This window comes from Pseudonocardia sp. ICBG601, from assembly GCF_020496245.1.
The window spans coordinates 86,638-105,649 of sequence record NZ_JAHLJA010000148.1 but is presented as its reverse complement, the minus strand read 5'-3'; the positions used below and the strand labels follow the sequence as shown (position 1 = coordinate 105,649).

Sequence of the window (19,012 nt, the reverse complement as noted above, 5' to 3'; positions counted from 1 at the left end):
CGTGTTCGACGCGCCGGGCTCCGGTGCTCCCGGCACGCCCGGTCCCGACGGTGCTGCCGGCGCGTCCGGCGTCTCCGGCTCGGTCGACGGGCCTGGTCCGGAGGACACGCCCGGGGCGGGGAGCGACCCGGACCTCGACGACCCGTCGGACTCGGGGGAGGCCGCCGGGCCGTCGTCGGCGCCCGATCCGGCACCGGCGGTGGGGCCGGCCGATGAGCCCACCGCTCCGGCGGGCGAGGTCGCAGGGAACGGTGCCGGGGGTGGCGGCCCGACCGGCTCTGTCGGCTCTGTCGATGACGCTGCGTCCGCGGAGTTCGCTTACCCGGTAAGCGAATTCGCACAGGACAGCGCCGGGGGTGGCGACGCGGCCGAGGAAGGACACCCTGCCGACGCGGGTGCAGAGCGTGCGAATCCGGCCGATCCGGCCGCCGCCGACCCGTCGAGCACCCCGCCGACCGACCACCCCACGGAGGACCGCGATGTATGAGCTGACCCGCGTCCGCCTGTTCTCCGTCGGTCCGACCGCTGCCCGCTACCAGGACGTCGCGCTCGACCTGCGGGGCGTCGGGGCCCCGGTGAAGGTCGCCGTGCAGGAGGACCTGTTCGCCCCGGACGCGCTCGACCGCACGACGCCGCGCCGGCCGTCGCCCGCGTCGGTGCTGTTCCTGGAGAACGGCGGCGGCAAGTCCGTCCTGCTCAAGCTGATCTTCTCGGTGCTGCTGCCCGGGCGGCGCCAGGTCGTCGGGACCACCAGCACCACGGTGCTGGAGAACTTCGTGCTGGCCGAGGACGTGGCGCACGTCGTCTGCGAGTGGATGCACGTCGGCACCGGGCGGCTGCTGGTCACCGGGAAGGTGTCGGAGTGGCGCGGGCACGTCGCCTCCACCGACCCGGAGAAGCTGGCCGACGCCTGGTTCTCCTTCCGGCCGGTCCCCGGGATGGGCCTCGACGACCTGCCGTTCACCCACGACGGGCGCCGGGTCACCCTGGCCGCCTTCCGGGAGCGCCTGCAGACCGCGCACCGCGAGCACCCGGACGCCGAGCTCGCCTGGGAGACCGGGCACCGGGACTGGACCCGTCACCTCGTCGAGGTCGGGCTGGACCCGGAGCTGTTCCGCTACCAGCGCGCGATGAACGCCGGCGAGGGCGAGGCCGCCGAGGCGTTCTCGTTCTCCTCCGACGAGGCGTTCGTCGACTTCCTGCTGCGCGCGGTGCTCGACCCGGCGGAGCCGCAGAACGTCGCCGAGCTCGTCGCCGGCTACGCCGACCGGCTCGCCCAGCGCGAGGAGCTGGAGACCGAGCGGGAGTTCGTCGACGGCACGCTGTCCCGGCTCGAGCCGATGGTCGACGCCGAGGCCACCGCGACCGCCGCCCGCGACACCGAGACCGCCGCGCGCACCGAGCTGGCGGCGACCGCGTCGCGGATCGCGGCCCGCCGGATCGCCGAGGAGGCCCGCTCGGTGACCGCCGCCGAGGAGGCCACCGGTGCGGTCGAGGCCGAGCAGTCCGCGGCCCGGGCCGCGGAGCGGCTGCAGGACACCGTCGGTGAGCTGCGCAGACTCACCGCGGGGCTCGCCGTCGAGGCCGCCGAGCGGACCGCGGCCGAGGCGACCCGCGAGCGCGACGCCGCGTCGGCCGTCTCGATGGCCCGCGACGCCGTCGAACCGGTCCTGGCGCACCGCGTCGCCGCCGCCGAGGCCGCGCGGCTGCGCGCCCGCGTCGAGGAGGAGGAGCAGAAGGCCCGGCCCGCGCTCGCCGCCCGGCAGGACGCCGCCCGCGCGCTCGCGGTCGCGCTGGCCCGGGTCGCCGCGGAGGCCGACGCCGCCGCCGACGCGGCGGAGGAACACCGCGCCGACGCCGAGGAGCGCGCGGCGGCCGCCCGTCGCGAGCAGGTCACCCGCACCGCCGACGCCGCCCGCGCCGAGAGCGCCGCCACCACCGCCCGGGAGGCCCTCGACGACCTCGACACCCGGGTCGCCGCCGCCGTCTCCGCCGGGCACCTGAAGGCGGGCTCGACCGCCGCCGACGTCGAGGACTCCGCGGCCGCCGCCCGGACCGAGGCGGAGCGGTGCGCCACCGCGCTCGCCGACGCCGACACCGCGGCCGCCACGATCCGCGAGGAGCGACGGGCCGCCGAGGCCCGCCGCACCGCCGCCCAGGACGCGGCGGCCGCCGCCCGCGCCGACGCCGCGACCGCCGAGGCCGCGCGCTCCGCCGCGGAGGCCGACGCCGTCGCGCTCGCCGGGGAGGTCCGGCCCGCGGAGCTGCTCGGGCTCGACGAGATCCGCCCGGACACCGACGCGGGCCTCGTCGTCGACACCCTGACCACCGCGATCCGCGGCGCCGAGCGGGAGCGGACGACCCTGCACGGCGACCAGCGCCGCGACGAACGTGCGCTCGCCGCGCTCGGTGACGGCGGCCTGCTGCCCGACCCGACGGAGATCGAGGACGTCCTCGCGGCGCTGGAGGCGGCCGGGATCACCGCCTGGTCCGGCCGTCGCTACCTGGCGAAGCTGCCCGCCCCCGACCGGGAGACCGTGCTGGCGCGGCTGCCGCACCTGGCGGGCGGGGTGCTGCTCAACGACGCGCGCGACGCCGAGCGGGCCCGCGCCGAGCTGGACGCGGCGCGGCTGCTGCCGGCCTGCCTGGTCGCGGTCGGCACCACCGCCGCGCTGCGCGCCGACGCCGACGCGGCGCCCGGGATCGACTTCGTCGTGCCGCCCAACCCGGCCCTGCACGACGAGGAGGCCGCCGAGCAGGTCCGGGTCCGGCTCGTCGCCGAGACCACCGAGCGCGCCGCCCGGCTCGCCGAGCTGGAGACCGTCCTCGACGACGACCGCAGGCTGCGGGACCGGTTCGCCGCGCTGCGCGACCGTCGTCCCACCCTCGCCGACCTGACCGGGGCCGCCGAGGCCGCGGAGACCACGCGGGCCGCCGCCGTCGCCGAGCACGAGGCGACCCGTGCCGAGGTCGAGGACCTCGACGAGCGCGCCGACCGGCTCACCGTCGACCGGCCGGGTCTGGAGCGGACCGCCGGGGACACGCGTCGCCGGGCGGACGCGCTGGCCGCGCTGCGCACCGAGCTCGCCCGCCGGGCGACGCACGAGGAGCGGATGCGCACCGGGGAGGCCGACGCCGCGCGGGCCCGCGAGGAGGCCGACGCCGCCGGGACCACCGCCGACCGTGCCGGTCGCGAGGCCGCCGACGCCCAGCAGACGCGCGACCGGCAGCGCGGCATCGGCACGACCCTGCGCGACGAGGCCGCGGCCCTCCCGGTCTCCACCGACGAGGTCGGCGGGCAGGACGGGGAGCCGGAGGGGACCCCCGAGGGGTCGCTGGCCGAGCTGCGCGAGGAGTTCCAGCGGGCCCGCGACGCCTACGCCTCGGCCTCCGTCGACACCGACCTGCACGGTGCGCTGGAGCGGGCCGAGGCCGACGCGCGGGAGCGGCGGGTCGCCGTCGACGGGCTGCCGCGCACCGTCGTCGAGGCCGCGACGGCGTTCCTGCACACCCCCGACGGTGCCGACGCCGCCAGCCGCCGCGCCGCCGCCGACCAGGCCCGGACCGCCTACGACGAGGCCGAGAGCCGCCGCGCCGACGCCGCGACCGAGCTGGCCGTCGCCCGCCGCGAGCTGGAGCGGTTCACCGGCGGCGAGCGGCCGATCGACCCCTACGACCCGCCCCGCGACGCCGAGCACGGCCGTGAGCTGGTCGCCCGCGCCACGGCCGACCTGGACGCGGCGGGCAAGGACCTGGAACGCCGTCGTCGGGCCCGGACCGACGCCGAGGACGCCCACCGCACCGCCACCGACCTCGCCCGTGGGTTCGGGCTGGTCGTGTCCTCGCTGGACGAGACGCCCGAGCCGGCCGGGGTGCCGTTCGACGGTGACGTCGAGGCCGCCCAGGCCGCGCTCAAGCGCCACCAGAACGCCGTCCGCGACGCGGCGGGGGAGCGGACGCGGGCCGAGAAGAAGGTCCGCGAGGGGGTCGACGCCGTCGCCCGCTTCGCCCAGGACCCGCGGTTCGCGACCCTGAGCTCCCCGGTGCACCGCCACATCGGCGGCGTCGACCGGTCGGAGATGCCCGGCCTCGCCGCGGAGTGGATCGCCGCGCTGCGCCCGCGGCTGCGCTCCCTCGACGACGACCTCGGCAACATCGAGCGGCACCGCTCCGGGATCGTCACCCGGCTGTCCGGGATGGTCGGCGAGGCGCTGCGCACGGTGCGCCTCGCGCAGCGGCTGTCCCAGCTGCCCGAGGGCCTCGGCGACTGGTCGGGCCAGCAGTTCCTGCGGATCCGGTTCGAGGAGCTGCCCGACGCGGCGCTGCGCCACGAGCTCGGCGCCGTCGTCGACCGCACCGCCACCGGCATGGCGGGCGGCAAGGCGAAGGACCGGCGCGACGGCATGTCCATGCTGCTGCGCGGGGTCCGGGCGGCGATGCCGAAGGGCGTCCGGGTCGAGATGCTCAAGCCCGACGCCGTGCTGCGCACCGAGCGGCTGCGCGTCTCCGCGATCAAGGACGTGTTCTCCGGCGGGCAGCAGCTGACCGCGGCGATCGTCCTGTACTGCACGATGGCGGCGCTGCGGGCGCACCAGCGCGGGCAGGGCAGGCGGGCGCACGCGGGCGTGCTGTTCCTCGACAACCCGATCGGGCGCGCGTCGGCGGGGTACCTGCTGGAGCTGCAGTTCGGCGTCGCGCAGGCCCTCGGCGTGCAGCTGGTCTACACGACCGGGCTGTTCGACGCGGGCGCGCTGTCGTCGTTCCCGCTGCTCGTGCGGCTGCGCAACGACGCCGACCTGCGCGCCGGACGCAAGTACCTGTCCGTCGACGAGCGGGTCACCCGGTCGGTGCCCGACGCCGACGCCCCCGGCGGCCGGATCACCGCCGCCCGCGTCTACCGGCGCCCCGAGGCCGCGGTGGCCGCCGGCACCGGCGACGACGGCGCGGGGTCGGCCGGATGACCCCGCCCGGGCCCGTCGCGGAGCGGCTCGCCGAGCTGCTGGCGGCCTCCGGGCGGACCCGGATCCCGCGCTCGGCGGTGCGAGCGGCGTTCCTGCAGGCGGACCCCACGATGGCCGGAAGCGTCGACGCCCGGCGGAACCTCGCCGGGGTCCTGGCCGAGCTGGCCGCCGCGGGCGTGCTGGAGCCGACCGACCGGACCGACGACGGGGTGCCGCCGCTGCCGAACTCGGTACGGCTGGTCCGTGCGCGCGCGGACGTCGCCCCGGCCACGGCCGACCGGGGCCCGTGGCATCCCGCGCTGTCGGGGGCCGCGGACCTGCGACGGCCGTCGCGGGTGCTGCTGCAGGTCAACGACTGGCTGTTCGCCCACGCGTCCCGCGCGGCCGAGGTCCCGCTGCGCGAGCGCGCGCTGGAGATCACCGGCGACGAGAAGGCCTTCGACGGCCCGCTGCCCGGCGGGCTGACCCCGGAGGTCCTGCGGGCCCGCCGGGTCGTCCCGCCGCTGCACCGCGACCGCCTGCCCGGCGACGGGCCGGTGCTGCTCGTCGTCGGGAACGCCGACACCCTGGACTCGCTGCGCCGCGCCCTGGCGCCCGACCCCGGCCCGGTCGGTGGCCTCGCCTGGGGCGCGGGGAACGCGTTCACCGCGTCGGTGCTCGCCCTGCGCGACGACCCGCCCGCGGCGGTCCGCTACTTCGGCGACCTCGACGCCGCCGGGCTGCGGATCCCACGTGCCGCCTCCGACCTCGCCGAGGCGCACGGCCTGCCGCCGGTGCGGCCCGCGACCGGGCTGTACCGGGCGCTGCTGCGGCACGGGCGTCCGGCGTCGTCGCGAACGGTGGACCACAGCGACGTCGAGTGGCTCGACGCCCGGCTGCGCGGTCCCGTCCGTGACCTGTTCGCCGCCGGGGCGCGGCTGGCCCAGGAGGCCGTCGGGGTCACGGTGCTGGCCGGTGACCCGGACTGGCGCGACGGGCTCACCCCGGCCTGAGGGCCCACCCGGTCCGGATCAGCGGTTCCCAACGCCACCTCAGGATCTGCGCCGACGGTGTGACCGTGGTCGCATCGGGTGTCGCCGCCGACCGGGCGGCGCGGGTGCGGAGGTGCGGACGTGGCCGGTAAAGAGATCTTCGTGGCGTTCGGGATCGACGTCGACGCGGTCGGCGGCTGGCTCGGGTCCTACGGCGGTGAGGACTCGCCGGGGGACATCTCGCGCGGCGTGTTCGCCGGGGAGGTCGGCGTCCCGCGGCTGAACCGGCTGCTCGCCCGCTACGACCTGCCGTCGACCTGGTTCTGGCCCGGGCACTCGATCGAGACGTTCCCGGAGCAGTTCGACGCGGTCGTCGCGGCCGGGCACGAGATTGGTGTGCACGGCTACTCCCACGAGAACCCGATCGCGATGAGCCGGGAGCAGGAGTCCGACATCCTCGACCACTGCATCGGGCTGATCACCGACCGGGCCGGGGCCCGCCCGACCGGCTACGTCGCGCCGTGGTGGGAGTTCTCCCGGGTCACCAACGAGCTGCTCCTCGAACGCGGCATCACCTACGACCACTCGCTGATGCACCGCGACTTCGAGCCGTACTACGTCCGCGTCGGCGACTCCTGGACCCCGATCGACTACGACCGGCCCGCCCGCGAGTGGATGAAGCCCCTCGTCCGCGGGGAGGAGACCGACCTGGTCGAGATCCCCGCGTCCTGGTACCTCGACGACCTGCCGCCGATGATGTTCATCAAGTCCAGCCCGAACTCGCACGGCTTCGTGAACCCGCGCGACATCGAGCAGATGTGGCGCGACCAGTTCGACTGGGTGTACCGCGAGCAGGACTACGCGGTCTTCACGATCACGATCCACCCGGACGTCTCGGGACGCCCGCAGGTGCTGCTCATGCTGGAACGGCTGATCGAGCACATCTCCGGCCACGACGGGGTGCGCTGGTCCACCTTCGACGGCATCGCCCGGGACTTCCTCACCCGGCACCCGCGCCGCTGATGTGCGGGGCCTGCGGGCGTCCGCACGACCCGGACGGCGCACTCGTCGCGGGGCCCCGGCGGCGGGCCGCCGTCGCCGCGGCGGCGACCCGGCTGGTGCGGGCCCCGGCCGCCGACGGTCCCGGGCCGGGTGGCGGGGTCCGCGTGCGGGCGGTGCCCGGGGGATGGACGGTGACCGCGCCGACCGGGCGCGGCACGGTCGCGCGGACCCTCGGACAGCTGGTGGACGCGCTGCACGCGGGTGACCGCGCCGCGGTGCGCGACGCCCTGCTGGCCGCGGCCGCCGCGGTCCGGTGAGGGCGGAGGCCCCGAGCGGCCGGGCTCAGCCCGCCGGTGGCCCCAGCTCCAGCTCGACCCGCAGCCCGCCCCCGGCGGGGGAGTCCACCGTCAGCGACCCGCCGCCCTGGTCGGCGGTGCGCCGGGCGATGTCGAGGCCCAGCCCCGTCGAGCCGCCGCCGCTGACCCCGCGGGAGGTGGGGTCGGTCCCGGGCGGCAGCCCCGGGCCGTCGTCGTGCACGACGACCCGGGCGCCCCCGCCGGTCCGGGCCGACAGCTCCACGCCGAAGGCCGTGCCGTCCGGGGTGTGTGCGAAGACGTTGCCCAGCAGCGCGTCCACACACGCCTCCAGGTCGCCGGGTGCGCAGGCCACGGGCAGCGGGCCGTCGGCCAGGTGCAGGGTCACCGAGCGGTCGGTGTCCTCGGCCAGCACCCGCCAGAACTCCACCCGCTCCCGGACGACGGCCGCCGCGTCCGCGCTGCGGGTCGTGCCGCCGCGTCGCCGGGCCTGCTCGATCGCGCCGGTGACCGCGCGCCGGACGCCGTCGACCCCGGCCGACAGCCGTGCGGACTCGTCCGGGTCGCGCAGGGCCTCGGCGTCGAGCTGCAGGGCGGTCAGCGGGGTGCGGACCCGGTGCGCCAGGTCCGCGACGTTCTCCCGCTCCTCGCGCAGCAGCTCCGAGATCCGCCCGGCCAGCCCGTTCAGCGCGCCCGCGACGACACCGAGCTCGGCCGGGGCGCCGGCGTCGGCGCGCGCGGACAAGTCCCCGGCCGCGAGCCGCTCCGACACCCCGGACAGGTCGGTGGTGGCGTCGACGAGGGTGCGGGCCAGCCGGTCCGCGAGCAGCAGCCCGCCGGCGAGCAGCACCAGCGACAGCCCGCCCAGCAGCAGCCAGGAGCGGGTCACCCCGCGGGTGAGCTCGGCGTCGGGGACGAACACGCGGATCGCGGCGTTGCCGCCCGCGGCGCCGGTCACCGCGAACACCAGCTCGCGCCCGCCGGCCGCCTCGGTCGACGCGCTCGTCCCGAGCAGTCCCAGGCGGACCACCGGGCTGCGCGGTGCGGGCGCGCCGAGCACGGTGCCGTCGGGCAGGAACACCGAGACGTCGGAGGCGTCGCGGCCGTCGGCGTTCTGGACGGCGGGGACCAGCACCGACCGGTCCCCGCCCGCGACGGCCGGGGTCAGCACCTGGGCCTGGACGGTCGCCGCGGACACCGCCGAGCTCTCCGCGACGGAGCGGATCAGCGTCGCGAGCGGGACCGCGAACGCGACCAGCACCAGCAGCACGGTCGCCCCGACGAGGACGAGGATGCGCCGTCGCATCAGGCGGTGCCCGGCCCGGTCCCCGGCGGCGCGGGCGTCGCCGACGGCGCGGACGGCGCGGACGGCGCGGACGGCGCGGACAGCCGGACCCCGACGCCGCGCACCGAGTGCAGGTAGCGCGGGGCCTGCGCGGTCTCGCCGAGCTTGCGGCGCAGCCACGACAGGTGCACGTCGACGGTCTTGTCGGCGCCGCCGTAGGGCTGCTGCCAGACCTCGGTCACCAGCTCCCGCTTGCTGACGACCTGGTCGGCGCGGGCGGCGAGGTGGTGCAGCAGGTCGAACTCGCGCGGCGTCAGCTCCAGCTCGGCGCCGTCGAGCACCGCGCGCCGCGAACGCGGGTCCACCGACAGCCCGCCGACGACGACCGTCGGGTCGGCCGCCCCGTCGCCGAGCCGGCGCAGCACCGCCCGGATCCGGGCGTCGAGCTGGGCGGCGGCGAACGGCTTGACCAGGTAGTCGTCGGCGCCCGCGTCGAGCACGGAGACGATCTCGGTCTCGTCGTCGCGGGCGGTCGCGACGATCACCGGCACCGTGCTGGCGCCGCGCAGCATCCGCAGCATGGTGGTGCCGTCCATGTCGGGCAGGCCGAGGTCGAGCACCACGAGGTCGGGCCGCTTCCCGACGGCGTGCTCCAGCCCGGCCATCGCGGTCGGTGCGGAGTCTACGGCGTGCCCCCGCTCGGTCAGCCCGCGGATGAGCGCACCGCGGATGCCGGGGTCGTCCTCGACGATCAGGATCTGGGCCACGGAGGGAGAACCTATCCGCCGCGACCCCGCCCGCGGTGGGGCACAGCCGTCGCTTGTGTCCCGTTTAGGGATCCGTTAACCGGGGTCCGGGGCATGCTGTGCGCGTGGAACGACCGACGCGCCCCGTCCTGCAGATCGCGCTCTGGACCGCCGCGGCCGCCGGTGCCCTGCTCCTGGGCCTGACGGCCGTCGGGAGCATCGGCAGCGACCTCGCGGGCACGCAGACGCAGCCGCTCAGCGCCGAGCAGGTGGACGCCCGCCTGGCCCAGCAGGCCGCCACCGCCGCGCCACCGGCACCCGCGCCCGTCCCGACGACGGCACCCGCCGCCGCCCCGCCCGCGGTGGTGCAGGCCGGGTCGGCGGGGAACGTCCTGGTCCGCTGCGACGGCGCGACCCCGCGGATCGTGTCGGTCAACCCCGCGCAGGGCTGGGAGCGCGAGGACGACAAGGACATCGGCCCGGCCGAGGTCGTCTTCGACGGCGACGACGTCCCGGACGTCCGGGTCACGCTGGGCTGCGCCGGTGGGGTGCCGACCGGCCGGGTCGCGACCGTCCCCGAGGACTGATCCCCTCGGGGACCGTGCCGGGGTCTCAGCCGCCGGCGAACGGCGGGAGCACGTCGAGCGTGGCCGCTCCGCCGACCGCGGCGGAGCGGTCGCGCACCGCCACCTCGTCGAGCAGGAAGCTGCAGCGCAGCAGCACCTGCCCCAGCTCCGGGCCGTGCGCGGTGCCGAGCGCGGCGACGGCGTCGGCCACCGTCGCGCCGTCGGGCAGCTCGACGGTCTCCTCGCCGGTGCCGGCGGCCGCCTTGGCGGCGGCGAAGTAGCGGACGGTCAGCGTCCTGGTCTCCAGGGACAGGGTCATGCTCATCCTCCGATCGCGCTCATGGGGCGCGCGGGCTGCAGGAATCCGGGGTCGTCGATGCCGTGGCCCGCCTTCTTGCCCCACATCGCGTCGCGCCAGACGTCGGCGATCTCGGCGTCGGTCGCGCCGCCGCGGAGCATGGCGCGCAGGTCGGTCTCGCCGGTGGCGAACAGGCAGGTGCGGACCTGGCCGTCGGCGGTGAGGCGGGTCCGGTCGCAGGCCCCGCAGAACGGGCGGGTCACCGAGGCGATCACCCCGACGGTGGCGGGGCCCCCGTTCACCACGAACCGCTCGGCGGGCGCACCGCCGCGGTCCTCGTCGGACGGGGTGAGCACGAAGCGCTCCTCGAGCCGCGCCAGGATCTCGTCGGCGGTGATCATCTCGGTGCGGCGCCAGCCGTGCTGGGCGTCGAGCGGCATCTGCTCGATGAAACGCAGCTGGTAGCCGTGGGTCAGCGCGAACTCCAGCAGGTCCGCGGCCTCGTCGTCGTTCACGCCGCGCAGCAGCACCGCGTTGATCTTCACCGGGGACAGGCCCGCGGCGTGCGCGGCGGCCATCCCGTCGATGACGTCCGACAGCCGGTCGCGCCGCGTGATCTGCGCGAACCGCTCCGGGCGCAGGGTGTCCATCGAGACGTTGAGCCGGTTCACCCCGGAGGCCGCGAGGGCCTCGGCGCGGCGGGCGAGCCCGATGCCGTTGGTCGTCAGCGAGATGTCCGGGCGGGGCTCCAGCGCCGACGCCGCGGAGAAGATCTCCTCCAGGCCCTTGCGCAGCAGCGGCTCACCGCCGGTGAAGCGCAGCTCCTCGATGCCGAGGTCGCGCACCGCGACGGCGATGAGCCGGTTCAGCTCGTCGTCGGTCAGCTGCTCCGAGCGCGGCATCCAGTCCAGGCCCTCGGCGGGCATGCAGTAGGTGCAGCGCAGGTTGCAGCGGTCGGTGAGCGAGATCCGCAGGTCGGTCGCGACCCGGCCGAACCCGTCGACGAGACGGGGGTCGGCCGGTCGGGCCGGGTCCCGGGACGTGCCGCCCCGCAGCGACGGCAGGCCGAGCTCGGTGGTCATGGGCCCGAGGCTAACCGCCGTCGCCCGCGCCCGCCCAGGGCGGGTTTCCGCAGCTCAGACCGATGATCCGCACCCGCGGACGTGGCCGGGGTCACGCCGTCGCAGGTGCGGAACTAGTCATCGTGTACCTAGTCGAAAGGACAGGGACACGATTACTTCCGGTGGGCCTTCAGCTCCTGCCGGGCGACCGAGCGGATGTGCACCTCGTCCGGTCCGTCGGCGAAGCGCAGGGCGCGCGCCCAGGCGTAGAAGTAGGCCAGCGGGGTGTCGTCGCTCATCGCGGCGCCGCCGTGCACCTGCATCGCCCGGTCGATCACGGTGCACGCCATCCGCGGCACGACGACCTTGATCGCGGCGATCTCGGTGGCCGCGCCCTTCGCGCCGTGGTTGTCGATCAACCACGCCGTCTTGAGCGTCAGCAGCCGGGCCTGCTCGATCTCCATCCGGCACAGCGCGATCTGCTCGCGCACCACGCCCTGCTCGGCCAGCGGCTTGCCGAACGCGACCCGCGCCTGCGCGCGCTCGGTCATCAGGTGCAGCGCCCGCTCGGCCATGCCGATCAGCCGCATGCAGTGGTGGATGCGGCCCGGGCCGAGCCGGGCCTGGGCGATGGCGAACCCGCCGCCCTCCTCGCCGAGCAGGTTCGACGCCGGCACCCGCACGCCCTCGAGGCGCAGCTCGGAGTGCCCGTGCTGGTCCTGGAAGCCGAACGTCGGCAGGTGCCGCTCGATCGTCAGGCCGGGGGTGTCGCGCGGGACGAGGATCATCGACTGCCGGCGGTGCGTCGACACGGTGTCGTCGCTGTCGTCGGCGGTCTTGCCCATGACGATGAAGATCCGGCAGCGCTCGTCCGCGGCACCGGAGATCCACCACTTGCGGCCGTCGATGACGTAGTCGTCGCCGTCGCGCCGGATCCGGGTCTCGATGTTCGTGGCGTCCGACGACGCGACGTCCGGCTCGGTCATCGCGAACGCCGAGCGGATCTCGCCGTCGAGCAGCGGCTCCAGCCACTGCTGCTTCTGCTCGTCGGTGCCGAACAGGTGCAGCGTCTCCATGTTCCCGGTGTCCGGGGCCTGGCAGTTGATCACCTCCGGCGCGATGACCGGGGACCAGCCGGAGACCTCCGCGACCGGCGCGTACTCCAGGTTCGACAGCCCCGACACGTCCGGCAGGAACAGGTTCCACAGGCCACGCCCGCGGGCCTTCGCCTTCAGCTCCTCGACCACCGGGGGCAGGGCCCACTCCTCCGGGGTGCCGCGCCGCTCGCCCCGGAACGCGTCGTAGGAGGCCTCGGCCGGGAGGACCTCCTCGTCGAGGAAGGCGCGCATGCGCGCGGTGTAGTCGGCCGCCACGGCGCTGGGTGCGAAGTCCACGTCACCGATCAGACCACAGGTCCCCGGCACCCGGCAGCGCGCGATCCCGACATCCCGCGGGGTATCCAGCGTGGCACCACCGCAGGCGCGACCATAGTATCCGGGTCGTGCCGCACTTCAGGATCTCCGAGGCCGCCCGACTGCTCGGCGTCAGCGACGACACCGTCCGCCGCTGGGTGGACGCGGGGACGCTGCCGGTGCAGGCGGACGCGTCGAACCGCAAGGTCATCGACGGCGCCGCGCTCGCCGCGTTCGCCCGCGACCACGCGTCCGCCCCGCCGGACCCCTCGGTGGTGCAGCGCTCGGCCCGCAACCGCATGGTCGGCCTGGTCACCTCGGTGCTGGCCGACACGGTGATGGCCCAGGTCGAGATGCAGTGCGGCCCGCACCGCGTGGTGTCGCTGATGAGCAGCGAGGCCGTGCGCGACCTCGGTCTCGAGCCCGGCGCGCTCGCGGTGGCGGTGATCAAGTCGACGAACGTGGTGGTGGAGACGCCGGGCGGGCACCTGTGACCCCCGGGGCCGGCACCGCCCCCGCGCCGGCCCCGACCCGGCGCCGCGAGGGCGCCGCCGACCGCCACGGCACCGGCGTCGGACTGCCGGTCTGGATGTGGGTCCCGGCCGGCATCGGCTTCCTGGTCATCGCGCTGCCCGTGCTCGGCCTGCTGTGGGAGGCCGACTGGGCGGAGACCCCCCGCCTGCTCACCAGCGAGGCCGCGCTGTCGGCGCTGCGCCTGTCGCTGCTCACCGCGGCGATCTCCACGACGCTGTGCCTGCTGCTCGGCGGGCCGCTCGCGGTGGTCCTGGCCCGCGGCCGGATCAACCGGCTGCCCCGCCTGATGCGCGGGATCCGCTCGGTCGTCCTGCTCCCGCTGGTGCTGCCGCCGGTCGTCGGCGGGCTGTCGCTGCTGTTCCTGCTCGGTGCCAAGGGCCTGGTCGGGCAGGGTCTGGACACCGCGTTCGGGATCTTCATCCCGTTCACGACGGCGGCGGTGGTGCTGGCCCAGACCTTCGTCGCGATGCCGTTCCTCATCGTGTCGCTGGAGGGCGCCCTGCGGACCGCGGGGGAGCGCTACGAGGCGACCGCGGCCACCCTCGGCGCGTCGCCGGGGCTGGCCTTCCGCCGGGTCACCGTGCCGCTGGTGCTGCCCGGACTGGCGTCCGGGCTGGTGCTGGCCTTCGCCCGCTGCATGGGCGAGTTCGGGGCGACGATCGCGTTCGCCGGCAGCCTGGAGGGCACCACCCGGACCCTGCCGCTGCTGGTCTACCTGCAGGGCGAGACCGACGTCGCGGGGGCGGTCGCGCTGTCGCTGCTGCTGGTCGTCGTGTCGCTGGTCGTGATCGTCGTCGGGCGTCCGCGCGGGCTGGACGGCCGCGGATGAGCGGGGTGGAGATGGTCGCGCGGCTGGACCGGGACGGGTTCGCCCTGGACCTGGAGCTGTCGGTCGCCGCGGGCGAGGTGCTCGCGGTGCTCGGCCCGAACGGGGCGGGCAAGTCCACGATGCTCGGCATCCTGTCCGGGCTGCTGCGCCCGGACTCCGGGCACCTGCGCGTCGACGGCCGGACGCTGCTCGACACCGCCGACGGGACCTTCGTGCCGCCGCACCGGCGCGGTGTCGGGCTGCTCGCCCAGGAGCCGCTGCTGTTCCCGCACCTGTCGGCGCTGGCGAACGTCGCGTTCGGGCCGCGGGCCCAGGGCACGCCCCGCGCCGCGGCCGACTCCCGGGCCCGCGAGCTGCTCGACGCCGTCGGTGTCGGCGGGCTCGCCGCCCGCCGCCCCGCGCAGCTGTCCGGCGGACAGCAGCAGCGGGTCGCGCTGGCCCGCGCGCTGGCCCCCGGGCCGGGGCTGCTGCTGCTCGACGAGCCGCTCGCCGCCCTCGACGTCGACGCCACCCCCGCCATGCGCACCCTGCTGCGCCGGGTCATCGCCGACGGCAAGCAGACCGCCCTGCTCGTCACCCACGACGCGCTCGACGCGCTCGTGCTCGCCGACCGCGTCGTCGTGCTGGACCGGGGCCGGATCGTCGAGTCCGGCCCCGCCCGGGACGTCCTGGCCCGTCCACGGAGCGCGTTCTCCGCCCGCATCGCCGGCCTGGACCTGGTGCCGGGCGTCGCCGAGGGCTCCGGGGTGCGCACCGCAGACGGGACCGAGATCCGGGGCCGGGTCGTCGAGGTGGCCGAGGGGGAGCCCGCCGTCGCGGTGTTCCCGCCGTCCGCGGTCGCGGTGCACGCGAGCAGGCCCGAGGGCAGCCCGCGCAACGTCTTCCCGGTCCGGATCGCCGCGCTGGAGCCGCGCGGGGACACCGTGCGGCTGCGGGCCGCGCCCGTCGCCGGGGGGCCGGACTGGGTGTCCGGGCTGGCCGCCGACGTCACCCCGGCCGCCGTCGCCGAACTGGGTGTCGAACCCGGTCACGAGGCGTGGTTCGCGGTGAAGGCGACCGAGGTCGCCGTGCACGGCCGGCACGCCTGAGGGCCCCGGCCGATCCGCTGATCGTGCAGCTCGGAGCCCTGCCGGGCCCCGGTCGGCAGGCGTCCCCGGCACCGCCGGTACCAAAACGCTCCGTCACCCGGGTGGTCCCAGGTGTCACCCGGGCCACCATCGTGTCTCTCGCACCAGGCGTCACAGGCGCATAGCGTCGCTGTCTGTGAGCCCCATGCGTCCCCGCGCCGCCCGTCTGGTCACTGCCGGTGTCCTGGCGGTCGCGCTCGGTGTTCCTCTCGCACCGACGGCGTCCGCCGCCGAGACGGCGCCGTCGGCACCCGCCGGGTACCTGGTGCAGACGGCGACCGACGGGCAGACGCGGGCCGCCGCGGAGTCCGTCGGCGTCGAGCCGAAGGTCACCTTCGACAGCGTGGTGCACGGCTTCGCCGCGGACCTCACCCCGGCCCAGGCGACCGAGCTGCGCGACCGGCCCGGCGTCGTCGGGGTGGAGGAGGACCGCGCGATCTCCCCGCTCGACCCGCAGGCCGTCCACCAGGACGCGCCGGTCGGCCCGCCCGCGGGTGCCGAGCAGGCGCCGGGCAACTGGGGGCTCGACCGCATCGACCAGCCGAACCTGCCGCTGGACGGGCAGTACCGGCACACCGCGACCGGCGCCGGGGTGGACGTGTTCGTCCTCGACACCGGCGTCGACGCGAGTCACCCGGAGTTCGGCGGCCGGGCGAAGCTCGAGCTCAACACGATCGACCGGACCGACACCGACTGCGACGGGCACGGCACCGTCGTCGCCGGGATCGCCGCGTCGAAGGACTACGGCGTGGCCCCGGGCGCGACCGTGCGCGCGGTGAAGGTGCTCGACTGCAACGGCACCGGGACGCTGTCGTCGCTGATCTCCGGTCTGGACTGGGTGTCGAAGAACAAGCGCGGCCCCGCGGTCGCGGTGATGTCGTGGAGCTACGGCGGCTCGCCGATCCTCCAGCAGGCCGTCCAGCGCATGATCGACTCCGGGGTGTTCGCGGCCTCCTCGGCCGGCAACACCGGCGGCGACGACTGCACCGCGCTGCCCCGCGCGATCGGGGACGTGCTGGTCGTCGCGAACTCGACGATCGACGACAAGCGCTCGTCGAACTCCTCGACCGGCCGCTGCGTCTCGCTCTACGCGCCGGGCACCCGGATCGTCGCGCCGGTCCCCGGTGGCGGCACCGCCTCCTACAGCGGGACCTCGATGGCCGCGCCGTTCGCGGCCGGGGTGGCGGCGCTGTACAAGCAGGCCCGCGGCGACGCGCCGGCCACCACCGTCAAGAAGTGGATCGTCGACAACGCGGTGCCGGGGAAGATCGACGGCGGCGGCACCGGCGGTACCCCGAACCGGCTGCTGCAGACCGGCGGACTCTAGGCCCGGGCCTCGTCGGCCCACTCCCACAGCTCGTACACGGGCTGGTCGAGCAGGTCGTTCAGCTCGGCGGGCGGGACCGACGGCGTCGCGAGCCACACCACCTGGTCGGTCCACAGCCAGGCGATCCGGGGTGCGCCGCGGTCGTGCAGGGCACGGGCGGCGGCGACGAGCGGGCCGGGGTCGAGGGCCTTCGGGTGACCGGGGGTCACGACCGCGACGACGGCGCCGTCCACCTCGACCGACGCCCCGGCGACGGAGACCCTGTGGTCCGGACCGGCGAGCCGGTCGAGCGCGGCGGTGTGCTCGGCGGGGTCCTGCTCGGCCCAGGTCGAGAGGGGGGCCAGCAACGCGTCCCAGCCGTCCGGGTCGGCCTCTCCCAGCGCGCCCAGCACGGCCCCGGCCGTGACCGGCTCGCCGTGGTCGGCGACCCCGCCGGCCAGCGCGTCGGGCTCGGCGATGCCGGACGGCAGCACCCCCGCGTCCACGAGGACCGCGATCGTGTGCGCCAGCCGGTCCCGGCCCTCGGCCGACAGGTCCGGGACGACCCGCACCGCGACCGGTGGCGCCGGGGTCGTCGGCGCCCCGGGCAGCGGCGTCGGCAGCACCACCGGCGCCGGGACCGGGGGCGCGGCCGCGTCCGCGCGGTCCGCCGCCCGCCACGACCGCCACGCCATCAGCCCGAACACCGCGACCGCGGCCGCGGCCAGCAGGAACGGGAACGCACGGTCCAGCGGACCGCGGCCCGGCGGTCCCACCAGCTCGATCTGCACCCCCGTCACCACGAACCATCCGCCGACCACCACCGCACCCGCCAGTGCGATCGCGGCGGAGACCCGGTCGACCGTGCCAGGGCGAGCCATGCCCGCAGGATAGGCGCGACCCCCGGTGATCCGGATAGCGTCCGGCGCATGCCCGGCACGCCCCCCGCCGACCTCGCGTCCCTCACCCGTCGCTACCTCGCCCCCGCCACCCCCGAGTGCCCCACGTTCGTCGAGGACACCGAGTGGGAGCCGATCGTCGACGGCGTCGACTACTTCGCCCGGCTGCGGGAGCTGTTCGACCGGGCAGGGCCCGGCGACACGGTGCTGGTCACCGGGCTGAACCTCGAACCGGACATGGACCTGCACGGCCTGGCCCCCGACGAGGACGGCTACGAGTCGCTCGCCGACCGCTTCGCCCGCCTCGTCGACGCCGGCGTCGACGTGCGCGTGCTGCTCACCGCCGCGCTGTTCTCCGGCTCCGTCCCGGGGGTGGCGATCGGGCCGTTCCGGGCGAACGCGTTCGCCGCGCTGGAGCTGCGCCGCCGCCCCCAGCTGGCCGGACGGGTGCTGCTCGACTGGTCCGGCTCCGGGATCGGCTGCCACCACCAGAAGGTGGTGCTCACCCACGTCGGGGGCGAGCTGACGGCGTACGTCGGCGGGCTGGACCTGTCCGCCAACCGGTTCGACGCCGAGCCACACGACCGGCTGTCCATCGGCGAGGAGCGCTGGGGCTGGCACGACGGCGCCGCCGCGCTGCGCGGGCCCGGCGCCGCCCGGGTCTGGGAGGTCTACCGCGGCCGCTGGACCGAGGCCGCGACGCTGCCGCCGCGCCGGTTCATGGTCGGCCCCACCGACTGGGAACCGATGAACCCCGAGCCGTTCGCCGCCGCCCTGCCGCCGTCGCCGCCCGCCCCGCCGCGCCCCGCCCCGGGCACCGCGGTGCAGGTCCTGCGCTCGCTGCGGCCGTGGAAGATCGACCACTTCGGGATGCTCTACCGGCGGCACTGGACGGTGCTCCCGCGGCACGGCGCGCAGGAGGTCTTCCACACCCTGTCCGCGGCGATCCGCGGCGCCCGCCGCTACGTCTACCTGGAGGACCAGTACTTCTTCGAGGTCCCGGGCGGGCGACGGGCGTTCCGGCTCTACGGGCTGCTGCGCGACGCCGCCGCCCGCGGGGTGAAGGTCGTGCTCGTCTGCTCGGGGCGCAAGGACCCGGTCGACGCCGGGGTGAACAAGTTCCGTCGCCGCGTCACCGGCGACGTCCAGCGCGGCGTGATCGACCAGCTCGACCCGGGCGACCGCGGCAACGTGATCATGCACCGGATCGAGGACCTCACCGTCCACACCAAGCTGGCGCTGGTCGACGACGTCTTCGCCTCCATCGGGTCGGCCAACTTCTTCTCCCGCTCGATGCGCGGCACCGACACCGAGCTCTCGACGGCGTTCGTCACCACCGGCGACCAGGTGCTTGACCTGCGGGTACGGCTGTGGGCCGAGCACCTGCGGACCGCGCCGACCGACGAGCTCGCCCCCGCACTGGCCGACCTGGACCTCGCGCTCGGCATGTGGCGCCCGGAGTGGCTGCCGCCGGACGCGCCGGCCGGGACCTGGCGGGTGCCCGGCTACCCCGCCGGGTTCGCCCCGGCCGAACGGGTGCTGGTGCCGGTCGGTCCGTGGCCGGAGCCGTCGCCGCGGCCGCTGCGCCGCGCGGCCCACGGGGCGCGGCGCGGGGCGGCGAAGGTCGCCGAGTCGGGAAGGCGGCGCCTGTCCTCGTCCTGACCGACGGGTGTTGGCAACCGCGTCGTCCGGGGGCGAGGA

16 protein-coding genes are annotated in these 19,012 nt (G+C 76.3%); 10 read left to right on the top strand and 6 right to left on the bottom strand.

Annotation, left to right across the window (positions count from 1 at the left end; translation table 11 throughout):
- The first annotated feature begins 479 nt into the window (after positions 1 to 479).
- From KPL57_RS29575 to KPL57_RS29560, 4 genes are all read left to right on the top strand, one after another.
- Positions 480 to 4,961, top strand: a complete 4,482-nt coding sequence (locus tag KPL57_RS29575; protein ID WP_226353978.1) for a hypothetical protein — start codon at positions 480 to 482, stop codon at positions 4,959 to 4,961.
- Positions 4,958 to 5,953 (top strand): hypothetical protein, encoded by a 996-nt coding sequence (locus KPL57_RS29570; RefSeq protein WP_226353977.1) that lies wholly within the window; start codon positions 4,958 to 4,960, stop codon positions 5,951 to 5,953. The genes KPL57_RS29575 and KPL57_RS29570 overlap by 4 nt, the downstream gene beginning before the upstream one ends.
- A 120-nt stretch (positions 5,954 to 6,073) precedes the next feature.
- Complete coding sequence (locus KPL57_RS29565) at positions 6,074 to 6,955, top strand: polysaccharide deacetylase (RefSeq protein WP_226353976.1); 882 nt, start codon at positions 6,074 to 6,076, stop codon at positions 6,953 to 6,955.
- The gene (locus KPL57_RS29560) at positions 6,955 to 7,251 is read left to right on the top strand and encodes a hypothetical protein (protein WP_226353975.1); all 297 of its coding nucleotides are present in this window, start codon (positions 6,955 to 6,957) and stop codon (positions 7,249 to 7,251) included. Before KPL57_RS29565 ends, KPL57_RS29560 begins: the two co-directional genes overlap by 1 nt.
- A 25-nt stretch (positions 7,252 to 7,276) precedes the next feature.
- Here KPL57_RS29560 and KPL57_RS29555 read toward each other — a convergent pair whose 3' ends face one another.
- Together KPL57_RS29555 and KPL57_RS29550 are read right to left on the bottom strand one after the other, a co-directional pair.
- Positions 7,277 to 8,554 (bottom strand): HAMP domain-containing sensor histidine kinase, encoded by a 1,278-nt coding sequence (locus KPL57_RS29555; RefSeq protein WP_226353974.1) that lies wholly within the window; start codon positions 8,552 to 8,554, stop codon positions 7,277 to 7,279.
- Entirely contained in the window at positions 8,554 to 9,300 is a 747-nt protein-coding gene (locus KPL57_RS29550; protein ID WP_226353973.1) for a response regulator transcription factor, read from the bottom strand. Before KPL57_RS29550 ends, KPL57_RS29555 begins: the two co-directional genes overlap by 1 nt.
- Positions 9,301 to 9,404: 104 nt before the next feature.
- Between KPL57_RS29550 and KPL57_RS29545 the strand changes: the two genes are divergently transcribed.
- Complete coding sequence (locus KPL57_RS29545; protein WP_226353972.1) at positions 9,405 to 9,866, top strand: hypothetical protein; 462 nt, start codon at positions 9,405 to 9,407, stop codon at positions 9,864 to 9,866.
- Between the two features lie 25 nt (positions 9,867 to 9,891).
- Here the strand turns inward: KPL57_RS29545 and KPL57_RS29540 are convergent, their stop codons facing one another.
- The 3 genes from KPL57_RS29540 to KPL57_RS29530 form a co-directional block, all read right to left on the bottom strand.
- Positions 9,892 to 10,164: a MoaD/ThiS family protein gene (locus KPL57_RS29540; protein WP_226353971.1), complete on the bottom strand. Its 273-nt coding sequence runs from the start codon at positions 10,162 to 10,164 to the stop codon at positions 9,892 to 9,894.
- A gap of 2 nt (positions 10,165 to 10,166) precedes the next feature.
- Complete coding sequence (gene moaA, locus KPL57_RS29535) at positions 10,167 to 11,225, bottom strand: GTP 3',8-cyclase MoaA (RefSeq protein WP_226353970.1); 1,059 nt, start codon at positions 11,223 to 11,225, stop codon at positions 10,167 to 10,169.
- 152 nt (positions 11,226 to 11,377) lie between these two features.
- Positions 11,378 to 12,598, bottom strand: coding sequence for an acyl-CoA dehydrogenase family protein (locus tag KPL57_RS29530; protein ID WP_374203810.1), 1,221 nt, complete (start codon positions 12,596 to 12,598; stop codon positions 11,378 to 11,380).
- A 107-nt stretch (positions 12,599 to 12,705) separates the two neighbouring features.
- Between KPL57_RS29530 and KPL57_RS29525 the strand changes: the two genes are divergently transcribed.
- The 4 genes from KPL57_RS29525 to KPL57_RS29510 all read left to right on the top strand — a co-directional run bounded on the left by KPL57_RS29525 (position 12,706) and on the right by KPL57_RS29510 (position 16,433).
- Positions 12,706 to 13,110, top strand: coding sequence for a molybdopterin-binding protein (locus KPL57_RS29525; RefSeq protein WP_062398137.1), 405 nt, complete (start codon positions 12,706 to 12,708; stop codon positions 13,108 to 13,110).
- Positions 13,111 to 13,205: 95 nt separating this feature from the next.
- A complete protein-coding gene (locus tag KPL57_RS29520) occupies positions 13,206 to 13,979 on the top strand; it encodes an ABC transporter permease (protein WP_226356580.1) in 774 nt (257 codons plus the stop codon).
- On the top strand, positions 13,976 to 15,067 hold the full coding sequence (locus KPL57_RS29515; protein WP_226353969.1) for a sulfate/molybdate ABC transporter ATP-binding protein: 1,092 nt from the start codon (positions 13,976 to 13,978) through the stop codon (positions 15,065 to 15,067). Before KPL57_RS29520 ends, KPL57_RS29515 begins: the two co-directional genes overlap by 4 nt.
- A 184-nt stretch (positions 15,068 to 15,251) precedes the next feature.
- Positions 15,252 to 16,433, top strand: a complete 1,182-nt coding sequence (locus tag KPL57_RS29510; RefSeq protein ID WP_226356579.1) for a S8 family peptidase — start codon at positions 15,252 to 15,254, stop codon at positions 16,431 to 16,433.
- Here KPL57_RS29510 and KPL57_RS29505 read toward each other — a convergent pair.
- Complete coding sequence (locus KPL57_RS29505; protein WP_226353968.1) at positions 16,430 to 17,293, bottom strand: hypothetical protein; 864 nt, start codon at positions 17,291 to 17,293, stop codon at positions 16,430 to 16,432. The genes KPL57_RS29510 and KPL57_RS29505 overlap by 4 nt on opposite strands.
- A gap of 48 nt (positions 17,294 to 17,341) precedes the next feature.
- On the opposite strand from KPL57_RS29505, the gene KPL57_RS29500 reads away from it, so the two are divergent.
- Positions 17,342 to 18,973, top strand: coding sequence for a phosphatidylserine/phosphatidylglycerophosphate/cardiolipin synthase family protein (locus KPL57_RS29500; RefSeq protein ID WP_226353967.1), 1,632 nt, complete (start codon positions 17,342 to 17,344; stop codon positions 18,971 to 18,973).
- The last annotated feature ends 39 nt before the right edge of the window (positions 18,974 to 19,012 follow it).

Excerpts from the sequence above, each read along its gene's own strand:
- KPL57_RS29575 (WP_226353978.1), top strand. The coding sequence starts at position 480 with ATGTATGAGCTGACCCGCGTCCGCCTGTTCTCCGTCGGTCCGACCGCT.
- KPL57_RS29510 (WP_226356579.1), top strand. The coding sequence starts at position 15,252 with ATGCGTCCCCGCGCCGCCCGTCTGGTCACTGCCGGTGTCCTGGCGGTC.
- KPL57_RS29520 (WP_226356580.1), top strand. The coding sequence starts at position 13,206 with ATGTGGGTCCCGGCCGGCATCGGCTTCCTGGTCATCGCGCTGCCCGTG.
- KPL57_RS29540 (WP_226353971.1), bottom strand. The coding sequence starts at position 10,164 with ATGACCCTGTCCCTGGAGACCAGGACGCTGACCGTCCGCTACTTCGCC.
- KPL57_RS29505 (WP_226353968.1), bottom strand. The coding sequence starts at position 17,293 with ATGGCTCGCCCTGGCACGGTCGACCGGGTCTCCGCCGCGATCGCACTG.
- KPL57_RS29570 (WP_226353977.1), top strand. The coding sequence starts at position 4,958 with ATGACCCCGCCCGGGCCCGTCGCGGAGCGGCTCGCCGAGCTGCTGGCG.
- KPL57_RS29555 (WP_226353974.1), bottom strand. The coding sequence starts at position 8,554 with ATGCGACGGCGCATCCTCGTCCTCGTCGGGGCGACCGTGCTGCTGGTG.
- moaA (WP_226353970.1), bottom strand. The coding sequence starts at position 11,225 with ATGACCACCGAGCTCGGCCTGCCGTCGCTGCGGGGCGGCACGTCCCGG.
- KPL57_RS29560 (WP_226353975.1), top strand. The coding sequence starts at position 6,955 with ATGTGCGGGGCCTGCGGGCGTCCGCACGACCCGGACGGCGCACTCGTC.
- KPL57_RS29500 (WP_226353967.1), top strand. The coding sequence starts at position 17,342 with ATGCCCGGCACGCCCCCCGCCGACCTCGCGTCCCTCACCCGTCGCTAC.
- KPL57_RS29515 (WP_226353969.1), top strand. The coding sequence starts at position 13,976 with ATGAGCGGGGTGGAGATGGTCGCGCGGCTGGACCGGGACGGGTTCGCC.